This window comes from Pseudomonas sp. LBUM1659, assembly GCF_059716045.1.
Genome location: NZ_CP166797.1, coordinates 4,633,796 through 4,648,364, shown reverse-complemented (window position 1 = coordinate 4,648,364; position 14,569 = coordinate 4,633,796). Strand labels below are relative to the sequence as shown.

13 protein-coding genes are annotated in these 14,569 nt (G+C 59.1%); all 13 read left to right on the top strand.

The window, feature by feature from the left end; genetic code table 11:
* Positions 1-291 precede the first annotated feature (291 nt).
* Positions 292-957 (top strand): hypothetical protein, encoded by a 666-nt coding sequence (locus ACA048_RS21035; RefSeq protein ID WP_497626108.1) that lies wholly within the window; start codon positions 292-294, stop codon positions 955-957.
* Positions 958-1,108: 151 nt separating this feature from the next.
* Positions 1,109-3,238, top strand: a complete 2,130-nt coding sequence (gene flhA / locus ACA048_RS21030) for a flagellar biosynthesis protein FlhA (RefSeq protein WP_497626107.1) — start codon at positions 1,109-1,111, stop codon at positions 3,236-3,238.
* 11 nt (positions 3,239-3,249) lie between these two features.
* Entirely contained in the window at positions 3,250-4,584 is a 1,335-nt protein-coding gene (gene flhF / locus ACA048_RS21025; protein WP_497626106.1) for a flagellar biosynthesis GTPase FlhF, read from the top strand.
* Positions 4,585-4,700: 116 nt separating this feature from the next.
* Complete coding sequence (gene fleN, locus ACA048_RS21020; protein WP_003222917.1) at positions 4,701-5,531, top strand: flagellar synthesis regulator FleN; 831 nt, start codon at positions 4,701-4,703, stop codon at positions 5,529-5,531.
* Positions 5,528-6,268 carry an RNA polymerase sigma factor FliA gene (gene fliA / locus ACA048_RS21015; RefSeq protein ID WP_223517089.1) on the top strand — a complete coding sequence of 247 codons (741 nt, stop codon included), beginning with the start codon at positions 5,528-5,530 and terminating at the stop codon, positions 6,266-6,268. Before fleN ends, fliA begins: the two co-directional genes overlap by 4 nt.
* A gap of 167 nt (positions 6,269-6,435) precedes the next feature.
* The gene (locus ACA048_RS21010) at positions 6,436-6,807 is read left to right on the top strand and encodes a chemotaxis response regulator CheY (protein ID WP_024012118.1); all 372 of its coding nucleotides are present in this window, start codon (positions 6,436-6,438) and stop codon (positions 6,805-6,807) included.
* Between the two features lie 19 nt (positions 6,808-6,826).
* Positions 6,827-7,615: a protein phosphatase CheZ gene (locus tag ACA048_RS21005; protein ID WP_497626105.1), complete on the top strand. Its 789-nt coding sequence runs from the start codon at positions 6,827-6,829 to the stop codon at positions 7,613-7,615.
* 62 nt (positions 7,616-7,677) lie between these two features.
* The gene (locus ACA048_RS21000) at positions 7,678-9,930 is read left to right on the top strand and encodes a chemotaxis protein CheA (RefSeq protein ID WP_497626104.1); all 2,253 of its coding nucleotides are present in this window, start codon (positions 7,678-7,680) and stop codon (positions 9,928-9,930) included.
* Positions 9,931-9,979: 49 nt separating this feature from the next.
* Positions 9,980-11,125 carry a protein-glutamate methylesterase/protein-glutamine glutaminase gene (locus ACA048_RS20995; RefSeq protein ID WP_497626103.1) on the top strand — a complete coding sequence of 382 codons (1,146 nt, stop codon included), beginning with the start codon at positions 9,980-9,982 and terminating at the stop codon, positions 11,123-11,125.
* The gene (locus ACA048_RS20990) at positions 11,125-11,865 is read left to right on the top strand and encodes a flagellar motor protein (protein ID WP_223517097.1); all 741 of its coding nucleotides are present in this window, start codon (positions 11,125-11,127) and stop codon (positions 11,863-11,865) included. The genes ACA048_RS20995 and ACA048_RS20990 overlap by 1 nt, the downstream gene beginning before the upstream one ends.
* A gap of 15 nt (positions 11,866-11,880) precedes the next feature.
* On the top strand, positions 11,881-12,771 hold the full coding sequence (motD, locus tag ACA048_RS20985) for a flagellar motor protein MotD (RefSeq protein ID WP_477795271.1): 891 nt from the start codon (positions 11,881-11,883) through the stop codon (positions 12,769-12,771).
* Positions 12,772-12,814: 43 nt separating this feature from the next.
* Positions 12,815-13,603, top strand: coding sequence for a ParA family protein (locus tag ACA048_RS20980; protein WP_497626102.1), 789 nt, complete (start codon positions 12,815-12,817; stop codon positions 13,601-13,603).
* Between the two features lie 27 nt (positions 13,604-13,630).
* Positions 13,631-14,512 carry a CheW domain-containing protein gene (locus ACA048_RS20975; RefSeq protein WP_497626101.1) on the top strand — a complete coding sequence of 294 codons (882 nt, stop codon included), beginning with the start codon at positions 13,631-13,633 and terminating at the stop codon, positions 14,510-14,512.
* The last annotated feature ends 57 nt before the right edge of the window (positions 14,513-14,569 follow it).

The window sequence follows — 14,569 nt, the reverse complement described above, 5'->3', positions numbered from 1 at the left end:
CTCCAGTTCGGCATATTGCCCGGTTTAAAGAGCTGCTTTATCTGGCCTTTAACAACGTGCTGTGCCGACTACTGTCAGATCTGACAGATGCGACCAGCGGTCTCGCACTTTTATTACGCCGTCCGGCAAAGCCTCTGCACCACCTGTTAGTTCTGACAGTAGACAAACGGCGCTCTCAAGTGCTGTCATTCCCCTGGTAATTCTCCCGGCAATGACCCTTCTGTAGCGGCTCTGATCATTCAGTGCGAGCGTCAGGGATCTCTGCCTGTGTCACTCTTGGAGGCTGCAATCATGGACGCGCAACCGTTTAAAAAGCTGCAAGGCATGGAGATGGAGTTTGACTCGGGAGCGTTGGAAGCGTATCCACGTGATCGCGCAATCGGTTACTCCGTCACTTTTAAATTGAAGCTGGATTTCACGCATTTTGTGCAGATGGCAAATGTCTTCATTCCGGGCTATCTGGGAGAGCCGAGTAACGCGATTCGTCCTGAATTGGGAGGGTTGGCTTATCACAATACCTACAGTCCGTTTAACGGTGCTGCCGGGAAAATCATCAACAACGCAAAGCTCTTCGAACTCTTCATTAGTCCGGATTCATACATGGAAGGCTGGATCAGCGGCGCAATGGAGCGGCGATATCACAGGCCCGAGTTCAAAATTGAGGGAGATTTGTTGTTGATTACGGCCAGGCAGGATTTTCGTTGGGAAGATCCTGTGCGCCAGATCGAGATCAAAGATCTTGTGATTATTCCCTTCCATTGGGCGCTGACCCTGATAGTACAAATCAAGAAGGGGCCTGAAATAGTAACGCCAGTGTCTATGGTGACGCTGATGTACACGCAGGAAGACCGAGTTGTCATCGAGGGTGTTGAAGTACTCAAGGGCGCACGCTACATCAATGGCAAAACATTGAGTTTTGGTCCGATCACTGACAAACAGGTTCTGACTGCGGGCTAATCAATCGAATCTTCCCTCGGCAGCAGCTACAACAAAAACCCAATCGATCCCTCTGTTTACCGCCTTGGCAAAAGTTGGAAGGCTTCTTGCAATAGCCGCCCTGCGCCTGCTTCAGGCGTCAAAAGATTGCTTTAAAGGAACGGGGAAAACCGTGGATCGCTCTCAGTTATTCAACACTGCCCGCACAAACGTTGCCGACTTGAGTCGGGGCAATCTGGGTGTGCCGTTGTTGTTGCTGGTCATGCTGGCCATGATGATGCTGCCGGTGCCGCCGTTCCTGCTCGACGTGTTCTTCACGTTCAACATTGCCTTGTCCATCGTCGTGCTGCTGGTGTGCGTGTACGCCTTGCGGCCACTGGATTTTGCGGTGTTTCCGACCATTCTGCTGGTGGCGACGCTGCTGCGGCTGGCGCTGAACGTGGCTTCCACGCGGGTGGTGATGCTCCATGGTCAGGACGGTCACGCCGCTGCCGGCAAGGTGATTCAGGCCTTCGGTGAGGTGGTGATTGGCGGTAACTATGTCGTCGGTATCGTGGTCTTCGCGATTTTGATGATCATCAACTTCGTCGTGGTGACCAAGGGTGCCGGGCGGATTTCCGAGGTGAGCGCGCGTTTCACCCTCGATGCGATGCCCGGCAAGCAAATGGCAATCGACGCCGATTTGAACGCCGGCCTGATCGATCAGAACCAGGCCAAGCTGCGCCGGATGGAAGTCGCCCAGGAAGCCGAGTTCTACGGTTCCATGGACGGTGCAAGCAAGTTCGTGCGCGGCGACGCCATCGCCGGCCTGCTGATTCTGTTCATCAACCTGATTGGCGGCATCGCCGTCGGTATCTTCCAGCACAACATGAGCTTCGCCGACGCCGGCAAGGTTTACGCGCTGCTGACCATCGGTGACGGTTTGGTGGCGCAATTGCCATCACTGCTGTTGTCCACCGCGGCGGCGATCATGGTGACCCGTGCTTCCGGTTCGGAAGACATGGGCAAGCAAATCAACCGCCAGATGTTCGCTTCGCCCAAAGCGCTGGCCGTCGCAGCGGGTTTGATGGCGGTAATGGGCCTTGTGCCGGGCATGCCGCACTTCTCCTTCCTGAGCATGGCCGCTGTGGCTGCCGGTGGTGCGTACCTGTTCTGGAAGAAACAGAACGTGGTCGAGGTCCAGGCCCAGCAAGAGGTCAAGCGTCAGCAGGAACTGCTGCCTTCGCCGGCCCGCGCCATGGAAACCAAAGAGCTTGGCTGGGACGACGTGACGCCGATCGACATGATTGGTCTGGAAGTCGGCTATCGCCTGATTCCACTGGTGGACCGCAATCAGGGTGGTCAACTGCTGGCGCGGATCAAGGGCGTGCGCAAGAAGCTGTCCCAGGACCTGGGCTTCTTGATGCCGACTGTGCATATCCGTGACAACCTTGACCTGGCGCCGAGTGCCTATCGCCTCACGTTGATGGGTGTGATCCTTGCCGAAGCAGAGATTTACCCGGATCGCGAATTGGCGATCAACCCGGGGCAGGTCTACGGCACGCTTAATGGCATAACCGCCAAAGATCCGGCTTTCGGGTTAGAGGCAGTCTGGATCGAAATCAGCCAGCGCGCGCAGGCGCAATCCCTTGGTTACACCGTGGTCGATGCCAGTACGGTTGTGGCCACCCACTTGAACCAGATTCTGTACAAGCACTCCAGCGAACTGATCGGTCACGAAGAAGTCCAGCAACTCATGCAATTGCTGGCCAAAAGCTCGCCTAAATTGGCTGAGGAGTTGGTGCCGGGCGTGGTTTCGCTGTCGCAGTTGCTCAAGGTGTTGCAGGCGCTGCTGGCCGAGCAGGTGCCCGTGCGAGACATTCGCAGCATCGCCGAGGCGATCGCCAACAATGCCGCCAAGAGTCAAGATACTGCCGCTCTGGTGGCCGCTGTGCGCGTCGGCGTGTCCCGCGCAATCGTCCAAAGCATTGTAGGCACTGACTCTGAGCTTCCAGTGATCACTCTGGAGCCAAGGTTGGAACAGATATTGCTCAATAGTATTCAGAAGGCAGGACAAGGCTCGGAGGAGGGCGTTCTGCTGGAGCCAAGCATGGCTGAGAAACTGCAGCGCTCGTTGATCGATGCCGCGCAGCGTCAGGAAATGCAAGGTCAACCGGTGATTCTGCTGGTGGCCGGCCCGGTTCGCGCCATGTTGTCGCGATTCGGCCGACTGGCAGTCCCGGGTTTGCATGTGTTGGCTTACCAGGAAATTCCTGACAACAAGCAAGTGACCATCGTTGCGACAGTAGGGCCCAACGGCTGAGGTAGTGGTTTATGCAAGTTAAGCGTTTTTTCGCCGCCGATATGCGTCAGGCCATGAAGCTGGTTCGTGATGAGCTGGGCGCTGATGCCGCCATTATTGGCAATCGCCGGATTGCCGGTGGTGTCGAGTTGACGGCTGCGCTGGATTACAAATTGTCGGCGCTGGCCCCGCGTGTTCCGAACATGGAACTCGAGGATGAGCTGCGCAAGACCCAGTCGCGCATCGTGACTGCACAGGCCGAATTGAGCCTGCGTGGCGACGGCGAAACCGAAGGCGACAAGACCACCAATCGCCAGTTGTTCGCCGGCCTGCCACTCACCGCTGCCGAGCCGCTGATCGAACCGACCTACGCCGAACCGCGTCGCGTGGAACCCGCCCCGGCACCTGCCGCCGGTGGCGTTGACCCACGTGCGTTCGACTCGATGCGTTTCGAGCTCAATAGCCTGCGTGAACTGATGGAAGTGCAACTTGGCTCGCTGGCCTGGAATCAGCTGCAAGGCAGCCGTCCGGCCCAGGCCAACCTTTGGCGCCGCCTGCAACGTATTGGACTGTCCGGCCCGTTGTCCCGCGATTTATTGGCTAAGATTCCCGACATTGATGAGCCTCGTCAGGCTTGGCGCATGTTGCTGGCGCACTTGGCGCGGATGATCGCCACACCGGAAATCGAGCCACTGGAAGAGGGTGGTGTGATTGCCATGGTCGGTCCTGCCGGAATGGGCAAGACCACCACCCTGGCCAAGCTCGCCGCCCGCTACGTGCTCAAGTACGGCGCGCAGAATATCGCGCTGGTGAGCATGGACAGCTTTCGCATTGGCGCCCAGGAGCAGCTCAAGACGCTCGGGCGGATTCTCAATGTGTCGGTGACCCACGTCGATCCGGGGCAGTCCCTGGTTCAGGCGCTGGAACCACTGCTGCGCAAACGCGTGGTGTTGATTGATACTGCGGGCCTTCAGGCCAGCGATCCGGCACTGCGCATGCAACTCGAAAGCCTGGCCGGACGAGGCATCAAATCAAAAAATTATCTGGTGTTGGCAACCACCAGCCAGAAACAGGTTCTGACGGCCGCTTATCATAGTTACAAGCGTTGCGGGCTCGCTGGCTGCATCCTGACTAAACTGGATGAAACGGCAAGTCTGGGCGAGGTGTTAAGCCTGGCGATCAGTCATGAGTTGCCGGTGGCCTATCTGACCGATGGCCCGCGGATTCCGGATGATTTGCATCTGCCGCGTCGTCATCAGTTGGTCAGCCGCGCCGTCAGTGTGCAAATGCAGGAAGAACCCAGCGAAGAAGCCATGGCTGATATGTTCGCTGATATTTACCACAGCCCGACCAAGCAGGTTGGCTAAGGTAGTAATGAATAGTTTTTGTACCTACATCGATGGCCTGCCATGCATTGTTCCTTTAGCGAACGCGCAGCCAGTAATGTGGCCTCCGTCTATGCAAGACAAGGTAAAGAAATAACATGGGCAGCATGCATCCCGTACAGGTGATCGCGGTGACCGGCGGCAAAGGTGGCGTCGGCAAGACTAACGTGTCAGTGAATTTGTCACTGGCCCTGGCCGAGCTCGGCCGTCGCGTCATGTTGTTGGACGCTGACCTGGGCCTGGCGAATGTCGACGTCCTGCTGGGACTGACACCCAAACGGACCCTGGCTGACGTGATCGAAGGCCGCTGTGAGCTGCGCGACGTTCTGTTGCAGGGCCCAGGCGGTATTCGAATCGTTCCGGCGGCCTCCGGCACACAGAGCATGGTTCACCTGAGTCCGGCTCAACACGCCGGCCTGATCCAGGCCTTCAGCGACATCGGCGACAACCTCGACGTCCTGGTGATCGACACCGCCGCGGGTATAGGTGACTCGGTAGTCAGTTTCGTTCGTGCAGCGCAAGAAGTCTTGCTGGTGGTCTGCGACGAACCGACTTCGATTACCGACGCCTACGCGCTGATCAAACTGCTTAACCGCGATTACGGCATGAACCGCTTCCGCGTCCTGGCCAACATGGCCCAGAGCCCGCAAGAAGGTCGCAACCTGTTCGCCAAGTTGACCAAGGTCACCGATCGCTTCCTCGACGTCGCCCTGCAGTACGTCGGCGCGGTGCCTTACGACGAAAGCGTGCGAAAGGCCGTGCAGAAGCAACGCGCCGTTTATGAAGCCTTCCCGCGTTCCAAGTGCGCCCTGGCGTTCAAGGCCATCGCGCAGAAAGTCGATACCTGGCCATTGCCTGCCAACCCGCGTGGGCACCTGGAGTTTTTTGTCGAGCGGCTCGTGCAGCAGACCGCGGGACCCGTCCTATGACAGCCAGTGGCTATAACCTCTACAAGATGTCGGCACGTGACGCGCAGTACGAGCTGATCGAGCGTTACGCGCCACTGGTCAAACGCATTGCTTACCACTTGCTGGCCCGTCTGCCAGCCAGTGTCCAGGTTGAAGACCTGATCCAGGCCGGGATGATCGGCCTGCTTGAAGTGTCGACCAAATACGACGCCAGCAAAGGCGCGAGTTTCGAGACGTACGCGGGCATACGAATCCGCGGCGCCATGCTCGATGAAGTGCGCAAGGGGGACTGGGCACCACGTTCGGTCCACCGAAATACCCGCATGGTCAGTGACGCAATTCGCTCTATTGAAGCTAAAACCGGCCGTGACGCTAAAGATCACGAGGTTGCGGCCGAACTCCAATTGAGTCTCGACGATTATTACGGGATTTTGAACGACACCCTGGGCAGCCGCTTATTCAGTTTCGACGATCTGTTGCAGGACGGCGAACACGAAGGGCTGCACGAGGATGGCGCGAGTGCTCATCTCGAGCCGTCACGCGATCTGGAAGATGAACGCTTCCAGGCAGCGCTGGCGGACGCGATTGCCAATTTGCCGGAGCGTGAGCGACTGGTGTTGGCGCTGTACTACGACGAAGAGTTGAATCTCAAGGAAATCGGTGAGGTCCTGGGGGTCAGCGAATCGCGGGTCAGCCAGTTACACAGCCAGTGCGCGGCCCGTTTGCGGGGGCGTTTGGGGGAGTGGCGAGCGCGCTGAAGGCAGTGTGGGGACACTGCGAACGAGGCTGGTGTGGTTTTGAACGGCACCGGTCGCGATCTGTTGTGCTCCAGACAGTCATCGAATGCATTGCCGGATTGATTGAAATGGCGCGTCCAGGTGCTGGGCGCGTTTAAGTCTGCTTGGAGGTCGAATTGGACAAGAACATGAAAATCCTCATCGTTGATGACTTCTCAACGATGCGGCGGATCATAAAAAACCTGTTGCGTGACCTTGGGTTCACCAACACGGTTGAGGCCGACGATGGCACTACTGCCATTCCGGTTCTCAACAGCGGAAGCATCGACTTTCTGGTAACGGACTGGAACATGCCTGGCATGACCGGTATCGATCTGCTGCGCCATGTGCGTGCCGATGAAAAACTCAAGCACCTGCCGGTGTTGATGGTGACCGCTGAAGCCAAGCGCGAGCAGATCATCGAAGCGGCCCAGGCCGGTGTAAACGGCTATGTGGTCAAACCCTTCACGGCCCAGGCGTTGAAAGACAAAATCGAGAAGATTTTCGAACGCATCGGTTGAACTGCGCCACGGGGGAGCTATGGAGCATAAAGAATCATCCCAGGGCGATTTCGAATCGACCCTGAAAAAACACGCCGTCGAACTGGTCGCGAGCCTTGAAAAGGGCAGGTTCGGCGATGCTGTGCAATTGATCCATGAGCTCAATCAGACCCGTGACCGCGGCCTGTATCAGGAAGTGGGCAAGCTCACCCGCGAGCTGCACAGCGCGATCGTCAATTTCCAGATTGACCCGCACATGCCGCAAGCCGAGGAAGTGTCACAGATCACCGATGCCACCGAGCGTCTGGGATATGTGGTCAAGCTGACCGAAGCCGCGGCCAACCGCACCATGGACCTGGTGGAAAACGCCACGCCGCTGGTCAATAGCCTGGCTGACGAAGCCCGGGCGTTGAGCACGGATTGGGGACGGTTCATGCGCCGCGAAGTCGGCGCTGAAGAGTTCCGCGAACTGGCCCGCCGGATCGACGGTTTCCTGACACGCAGCAACGAAGACAACCGCAGGGTGTCGAGCAACCTGAACGACATTTTGCTGGCTCAGGATTACCAGGACCTCACCGGTCAGGTCATCAAGCGCGTGACTCAATTGGTCACCGAAGTTGAAAGCAACCTGCTCAAGCTCGTACTCATGGCCAGCCAGGTAGACCGCTTTGCGGGTATCGAACATGACCGTGAATCGATGCTGGCTGAAAAAGATCCGCAAAAACATCTCTCTCAGGGTGAAGGTCCGCAGATTCATGCCGATAAAAGAGAAGACGTTGTGTCCGGTCAGGACGATGTGGACGATTTGTTATCCAGCCTAGGATTTTAGAGTTTTAGCATTTTAGGTTTTTTAGGTTTTTTAGGTTTTTAGACCTCAGGAGCACCCCCTTAATGAGCTTCGGCGCCGATGAAGAGATCCTTCAGGATTTCCTGGTTGAGGCCGGCGAGATTCTAGAGCAACTGTCCGAACAGCTGGTCGAGCTGGAAAGCCGACCGGATGATGCGGACTTGCTCAATGCAATTTTTCGCGGTTTTCACACTGTAAAAGGGGGCGCTGGCTTCCTCCAGCTCAACGAGCTGGTGGAGTGCTGCCACATCGCCGAGAACGTGTTCGACATCCTGCGCAAGGGTGAGCGTCGCGTTGATTCGGAACTGATGGATGTGGTCCTTGAAGCGCTGGACGCGGTGAACAGCATGTTCGGCGAAGTCCGCGAGCGTAGCCCGGTCACGGCTGCGACACCTGAATTGCTGGCGGCTCTGGCCCGTCTGGCCGAGCCGCAAACAGCTGATGAACAAGCATCGGTTGCTGAAGTGGCGCAAGCACCTGCCGCTGACAGTGAATCGAACGACATCACCGATAACGAATTCGAACAACTGCTGGACTCGCTCAACGCCGTCAAGGCTGAGGCCGAAGCGCCGGTTACCGCGCCAATGCCGGTCAACGATGCCGCAGCCAGCGACGAAATCACCGATGCCGAGTTCGAGTCGTTGCTCGATCAGCTGCACGGTAAAGGCCAGTTCGCTGTCGATGCGGTGGTCGCTGCGCCAGCCGCACCTGCTGCCCCGAAAGCAGCAGGCGACAGCTCCGACATTACTGACGACGAATTTGAAGCACTGCTCGACCAGCTGCACGGCAAAGGCAACTTCGCGGTGGATGCGCTGGAGTCGGCCATTGCTTCGGTGGCGGTGCCGGCTGCGCCAACAGCCGCCGCGGCGGGCGGCGATCTGATCTCCGATCACGAGTTCGAAGCGCTGCTCGACGAATTGCACGGCAAAGGCAAGTTCAGCGAAGTCGGCACAGGTTCTGCCACCTCTTCCGTCGCGGCCCCGGTCGCCAAGGCAGTCGCACCGGCACCGGCACTGGTTGCCAAGGCGCCTGAGCCGAAAGCCGAAACGCCGAAACCGGTCGCCGCCGCTGCACCGGCCCCGGCCCGTGCCCCCGCCGCGCCGCCACCGGAAAAACCGGCCAGCGAAGCCGAGACCACGGTGCGGGTCGATACCGCGCGCCTCGACGAAATCATGAACATGGTGGGTGAATTGGTACTGGTGCGTAACCGCCTGGTTCGCCTGGGTGCCAACAGTGCTGATGAGGCCATGTCCAAGGCTGTATCGAACCTCGACGTGGTCACGGCTGACCTGCAAACCGCGGTCATGAAGACCCGGATGCAACCGATCAAGAAGGTGTTCGGGCGCTTCCCGCGTCTGGTTCGCGACCTGGCTCGCCAGCTCAAGAAAGAAATCAACCTGGAACTGGTCGGCGAAGAAACCGACCTCGACAAGAACCTCGTCGAGGCCCTGGCCGACCCGCTGGTCCACTTGGTGCGCAACGCGGTCGACCACGGCATCGAGTCGCCGGAAGAGCGCGAAGCCTCGGGCAAATCCCGTGGCGGCAAGGTGGTCCTCGCGGCGGAACAGGAAGGCGACCACATCCTGCTTTCGATTTCCGATGACGGCAAAGGCATGGATCCGAATGTCCTGCGCTCCATCGCGGTAAAACGCGGTGTGATGGACAAGGACGCAGCGGATCGCTTGAGCGACACCGAGTGCTACAACCTGATTTTCGCGCCAGGGTTCTCGACCAAAACCGAGATCTCCGACGTGTCGGGTCGTGGCGTGGGCATGGACGTGGTGAAAACCAAGATCTCCCAGCTCAACGGTTCGATCAATATCTACTCGACCAAGGGCCAGGGCTCGAAGATCGTCATCAAGGTTCCGTTGACCCTGGCGATCATGCCGACGCTGATGGTCATGCTCGGCAACCAGGCGTTTGCGTTCCCGCTGGTGAACGTCAACGAGATCTTCCACCTCGACCTGTCGACCACCAACGTGGTGGACGGCCAGGAAGTGGTGATCGTGCGCGACAAGGCGCTGCCACTGTTTTACCTCAAGCGCTGGCTGGTCAGCTCCGCCGCTCACGAAGAGCAGCGCGAAGGCCATGTGGTGATCCTTTCGGTGGGCACACAGCGGATCGGCTTTGTTGTCGATCAGTTGGTGGGCCAGGAAGAAGTGGTCATCAAGCCATTGGGCAAAATGCTCCAGGGAACCCCGGGCATGTCGGGCGCCACCATCACCGGTGACGGCCGTATTGCGCTGATTCTCGATGTTCCGAGCATGCTCAAGCGTTACGCCACGCGGCGTATTTGATTCTGGTGGGGCGGGGCGACTGAGCCTCGCTCCGTCTAATGGAGTGTTTATGGCAGTCAAAGTCCTGGTGGTGGACGATTCGGGGTTTTTCCGCCGCCGCGTCTCGGAAATTCTTTCAGCGGATTCGAATATCCAGGTCGTCGGTACGGCGACCAACGGAAAAGAGGCGATCGATCAGGCCCTGGCCCTCAAGCCGGACGTGATCACCATGGACTACGAGATGCCCATGATGGATGGCATCACGGCTGTTCGACACATCATGCAGCGCTGCCCGACGCCGGTATTGATGTTCTCCTCGCTGACCCACGAAGGCGCACGGGTCACCCTCGATGCGCTGGACGCCGGCGCCGTCGATTTCCTGCCGAAGAATTTTGAAGACATCTCCCGTAACCCGGACAAGGTCAAGCAACTGCTGTGCGAGAAGATTCTCAGCATTTCGCGCAGTAACCGGCGCGCCAATACCTACAGCGCTCCGGCCCCTGTCGCCGTGCCAGTCCCGACGCCAGCGCCTGTGCCTGCAAGCGTCAGCAGTTACAGCAGCAGCGCACCGTCGCGCCCCGCGCCGGCACCGATACCGGCTCGCACGCACGCCCCTGCGCCGTCCGCCCCATCGTCGCCCGCGCCGAAACGCAAAGCCTACAAACTGGTTGCCATCGGCACGTCCACCGGCGGTCCGGTTGCGCTGCAACGGGTCCTGACCCAGTTGCCGGCCAACTTCCCGGCGCCGCTCGTGTTGATCCAGCACATGCCGGCGGCGTTCACCAAAGCCTTCGCCGAACGCCTGGACAAGCTCTGCCGCATCAGGGTCAAGGAAGCCGAGGATGGCGACATCCTGCGCCCTGGCCTGGCGTTGCTGGCCCCGGGTGGCAAGCAAATGATGATCGACGGCCGTGGCGCGGTGAAAATCCTGCCGGGCGACGAGCGTCTGAATTACAAACCAAGCGTGGACATCACCTTCGGTTCGGCCGCCAAGTCCTACGGCGACAAAGTTCTGGCGGTCGTACTGACCGGCATGGGCGCCGACGGTCGCGAAGGTGCTCGCCTGCTCAAGCATAGCGGCAGTGCGGTCTGGGCTCAGGATGAAGCCAGTTGCGTGATCTACGGCATGCCGATGGCCATCGTCAAAGCCGATCTCGCGGACGCGATCTACGGGTTGGAAGATATTGGCAAGCACCTGGTTGAGGCCTGTATCTGATGGATGTTTTAAGTCTTATCGGCATCATCATGGCGTTCGTCGCCATCATTGGCGGCAACTACCTTGAAGGCGGCCACCTCGGGGCGCTGGCTAACGGACCGGCAGCGCTGATCGTCCTTGGTGGGACCATCGGCGCAGCGTTGCTGCAATCGCCGATGAGCGCCTTCAAGCGCGCCATGCAAATCCTTGGCTGGATTCTGTTTCCGCCTCGCGTTGACCTGGCCGGTGGCATTGATCGCGTGGTGAACTGGAGCCTGACTGCCCGCAAGGAAGGTTTGCTCGGCCTGGAAGGGGTGGCCGATGCCGAACCCGACAGCTACTCGCGCAAAGGCTTGCAACTGCTGGTTGACGGTGCCGAACCGGAAGCGATTCGCAGCATTCTCGAAGTGGATTTCTACACCCAGGAAAGCCGCGACATCGAAGCCGCCAAAGTCTTCGAAAGCATGGGTGGCTACGCGCCGACCATCGGCATCATCGGTGCGGTGATGGGCCTGATCCATGTCATGGGCAACCTGGCCGATCCGAGCCAACTGGGCAGCGGCATTGCCGTGGCCTTCGTCGCCACCATCTATGGCGTGGCCAGTGCCAACCTGGTGTTGCTGCCGATTGCCGCCAAGCTCAAGTCCGTCGCCTTGCGCCAGTCGCGTTATCGGGAAATGTTGCTGGAAGGGATCCTGTCGATTGCCGAAGGTGAAAACCCTCGCTCTATTGAGTTGAAGCTTCAGGGCTTCATGGATTGATGGGGGTAATGGATTATGGCCCGTCGTCGGCAACCTGAAGAACATGTAAACCATGAACGCTGGCTCGTTTCCTATGCCGACTTCATCACGTTGCTGTTCGCGTTCTTCGTCGTCATGTACTCGATCTCGTCGATCAACGAAGGCAAGTACAAAGTCATCTCGCAAGCGTTGATCGGGGTCTTCACCGACGCGGATCGCTCCCTCAAGCCGATCCCGATTGGTGAGGAGCGACCGATGACGGTGACGCCGGCCAAGCCCTTGGTGAAAGACAGTGAGCAGGTCGATGCCGGTGTCGCCGGCTCCACCGACCCGCTGAAAAGCATCGCCGATGACATCAGCGCGGCGTTCGGTGACCTGATCAGTTCCAATCAGATGACCGTGCGTGGCAATGAGTTGTGGGTTGAGATCGAACTCAATTCGAGCCTGTTATTTGGCAGTGGCGATGCAATGCCCAGTGACATCGCGTTCAACATCATCGACAAGGTGGCCCGGATCCTGAAACCGTTCGACAACCCGATTCATGTCGAAGGCTTTACCGACGATCAGCCGATCCGCACCGCGCAGTACCCGACCAACTGGGAACTGTCTTCGGCTCGTTCCGCGAGCATCGTGCGCATGCTGGCGATGCAGGGCGTAAACCCTGGGCGCCTGGCGTCCGTGGGATACGGCGAATTCCAGCCGGTGGCCAACAACGCCACCGCTGAAGGCCGCGCTCGCAACCGTCGAGTGGTGCTGGTGGTTTCGCGCAATCTCGATGTACGCCGCAGCCTGACCGGCACCGGTACCGCTCATGCGCAACCGGACGCCGCATTGAAGCGTGCTGGCACACAAACTGCACCAACCCCGCTCAAGTCGCCGGGACGAGAGAGTGCCGTCAATTCTCCGTCACCCGCATTAACACGTTGAGCTATTTCTCGGTTTACCCTGTCGACCGAGCGGAAACATTCGAATGAGAGTCTGGGCAGTTGCCAATCAAAAGGGTGGTGTTGGTAAAACCACTTCCTCAATCGCTTTAGCCGGTTTGCTGGCCGAGGCGGGCAAACGCGTGGTTGTGGTCGATCTCGACCCGCACGGCTCCATGACCAGCTACTTCGGCTACGACCCCGACACCCTGGAACACAGCAGCTACGACTTGTTCCTGCACAAGGGCAGTGTGCCGCAGGGCTTGCCCGGTCAGTTGTTGTTGCCCACCAGCCACGAAAGCATTTCGCTGTTGCCCTCCAGCACCGCGCTGGCCACGCTTGAGCGTCAGTCGCCGGGGCAAAGTGGTTTGGGCCTCGTCATCGCCAAGAGCCTGGCGCAGTTGTGGCAAGACTTCGATTACGCCGTGATCGACAGCCCGCCGTTGCTCGGCGTACTGATGGTCAATGCCTTGGCGGCAAGCCAGCAGTTGGTGATCCCGGTACAGACCGAGCACCTGGCCGTCAAAGGTCTGGAACGCATGGTCAACACCCTGGCGATGATCAACCGCTCGCGCAAGCAGGCGCTGCCGTTCACCGTCATCCCGACCTTGTTCGACCGCCGCACCCAGGCTTCCCTCGGAACCCTGCGGGTGCTGCGCGACAAATACCCGGAAGAAATCTGGCAAGGCTACATCCCGGTCGACACCCGCTTGCGGGATGCGAGCAGGGCCGGGCTCACGCCTTCGCAGTTTGACGGCAAGAGCCGCGGCGTTCTCGCTTACCGCGCGCTGCTCAAGCATTTGCTGGTGCAGCAATCTGTTGCGCAGGTGGCTTGAGATGAACCTTCCTTGCGGGGTGCTTGAATGAATCGGCCGGTGAAAATCACCTCTCGCCCGCAACTCGCGCTCCAGAATTACCTGGACGGCTTGCTGCAAGACGCGACCGAGGAGTTGGCGCCGCTCATCGAAGCGCTAGTCGAGGTGGGCGAGCCAGAAAGAACTCTGGATGAGTTTCAGTTGGCGGTGCTCGAAGAGCAGGCCCGGGATGCGCGCCCTGTGGCGGTGGTTGCAGCCCCGGTAATTGCCCCTGTGATTGCTTGCGAGGCCAAAGCGCCAGCGCCTGTCATGGACGTGCCGGCACCTGTCCTGGCACCGGTATCGACCGTCGAACCATTGCTGCAAACGTTGGTGTCGCCGGTCGTCGACGTTCACTTGCCACCGAGCAACACTGCGCCTGCGGTGGAAACTGATGGGCGTCCTTTGTGGGCCGCTGAGCCCTTCGAATGCCTGTTGTTCGACGTCGCCGGCCTGACACTGGCGGTGCCATTGGTGTGCCTGGGGTCGATTTATTCCTTGGCCGGTCACGAGCTGACGCCGCTGTTCGGTCAGCCAGAATGGTTCCTCGGGATTCTGCCGAGCCAGGCCGGCAACCTGAAAGTATTGGACACCGCGCGTTGGGTCATGCCTGACCGCTACCGCGATGATTTCCGTCAGGGCCTGCAATACGTCATTTCGGTTCAGGGTTATGAGTGGGGGCTGGCGGTGCATCAAGTCAGCCGCTCGTTGCGCCTGGACCCCAACGAAATCAAATGGCGCAGTCACCGTGGTCAACGGCCATGGCTGGCGGGCACTGTAATTGAACACATGTGTGCATTGCTCGACGTTTCCGCGCTGGCCGAGCTGATCGCCAGTGGCGGCGCAAGGCACCTGAGCAGTATTAAAAAGCCGGCTCACAAACCAACATAAAAACACGCGACGGCAGTGACTGCCGACGTACAGAACACACACCGCCAGGGCGGTTTT

Bases quoted from the DNA above. Each gene is read 5' to 3' on its own strand.
- ACA048_RS21035 (WP_497626108.1), top strand. From the start codon at position 292: ATGGACGCGCAACCGTTTAAAAAGCTGCAAGGCATGGAGATGGAGTTT.
- flhF (WP_497626106.1), top strand. From the start codon at position 3,250: ATGCAAGTTAAGCGTTTTTTCGCCGCCGATATGCGTCAGGCCATGAAG.
- fleN (WP_003222917.1), top strand. From the start codon at position 4,701: ATGGGCAGCATGCATCCCGTACAGGTGATCGCGGTGACCGGCGGCAAA.
- fliA (WP_223517089.1), top strand. From the start codon at position 5,528: ATGACAGCCAGTGGCTATAACCTCTACAAGATGTCGGCACGTGACGCG.
- ACA048_RS21010 (WP_024012118.1), top strand. From the start codon at position 6,436: ATGAAAATCCTCATCGTTGATGACTTCTCAACGATGCGGCGGATCATA.
- ACA048_RS21005 (WP_497626105.1), top strand. From the start codon at position 6,827: ATGGAGCATAAAGAATCATCCCAGGGCGATTTCGAATCGACCCTGAAA.
- ACA048_RS21000 (WP_497626104.1), top strand. From the start codon at position 7,678: ATGAGCTTCGGCGCCGATGAAGAGATCCTTCAGGATTTCCTGGTTGAG.
- ACA048_RS20995 (WP_497626103.1), top strand. From the start codon at position 9,980: ATGGCAGTCAAAGTCCTGGTGGTGGACGATTCGGGGTTTTTCCGCCGC.
- ACA048_RS20990 (WP_223517097.1), top strand. From the start codon at position 11,125: ATGGATGTTTTAAGTCTTATCGGCATCATCATGGCGTTCGTCGCCATC.
- motD (WP_477795271.1), top strand. From the start codon at position 11,881: ATGGCCCGTCGTCGGCAACCTGAAGAACATGTAAACCATGAACGCTGG.
- ACA048_RS20980 (WP_497626102.1), top strand. From the start codon at position 12,815: ATGAGAGTCTGGGCAGTTGCCAATCAAAAGGGTGGTGTTGGTAAAACC.
- ACA048_RS20975 (WP_497626101.1), top strand. From the start codon at position 13,631: ATGAATCGGCCGGTGAAAATCACCTCTCGCCCGCAACTCGCGCTCCAG.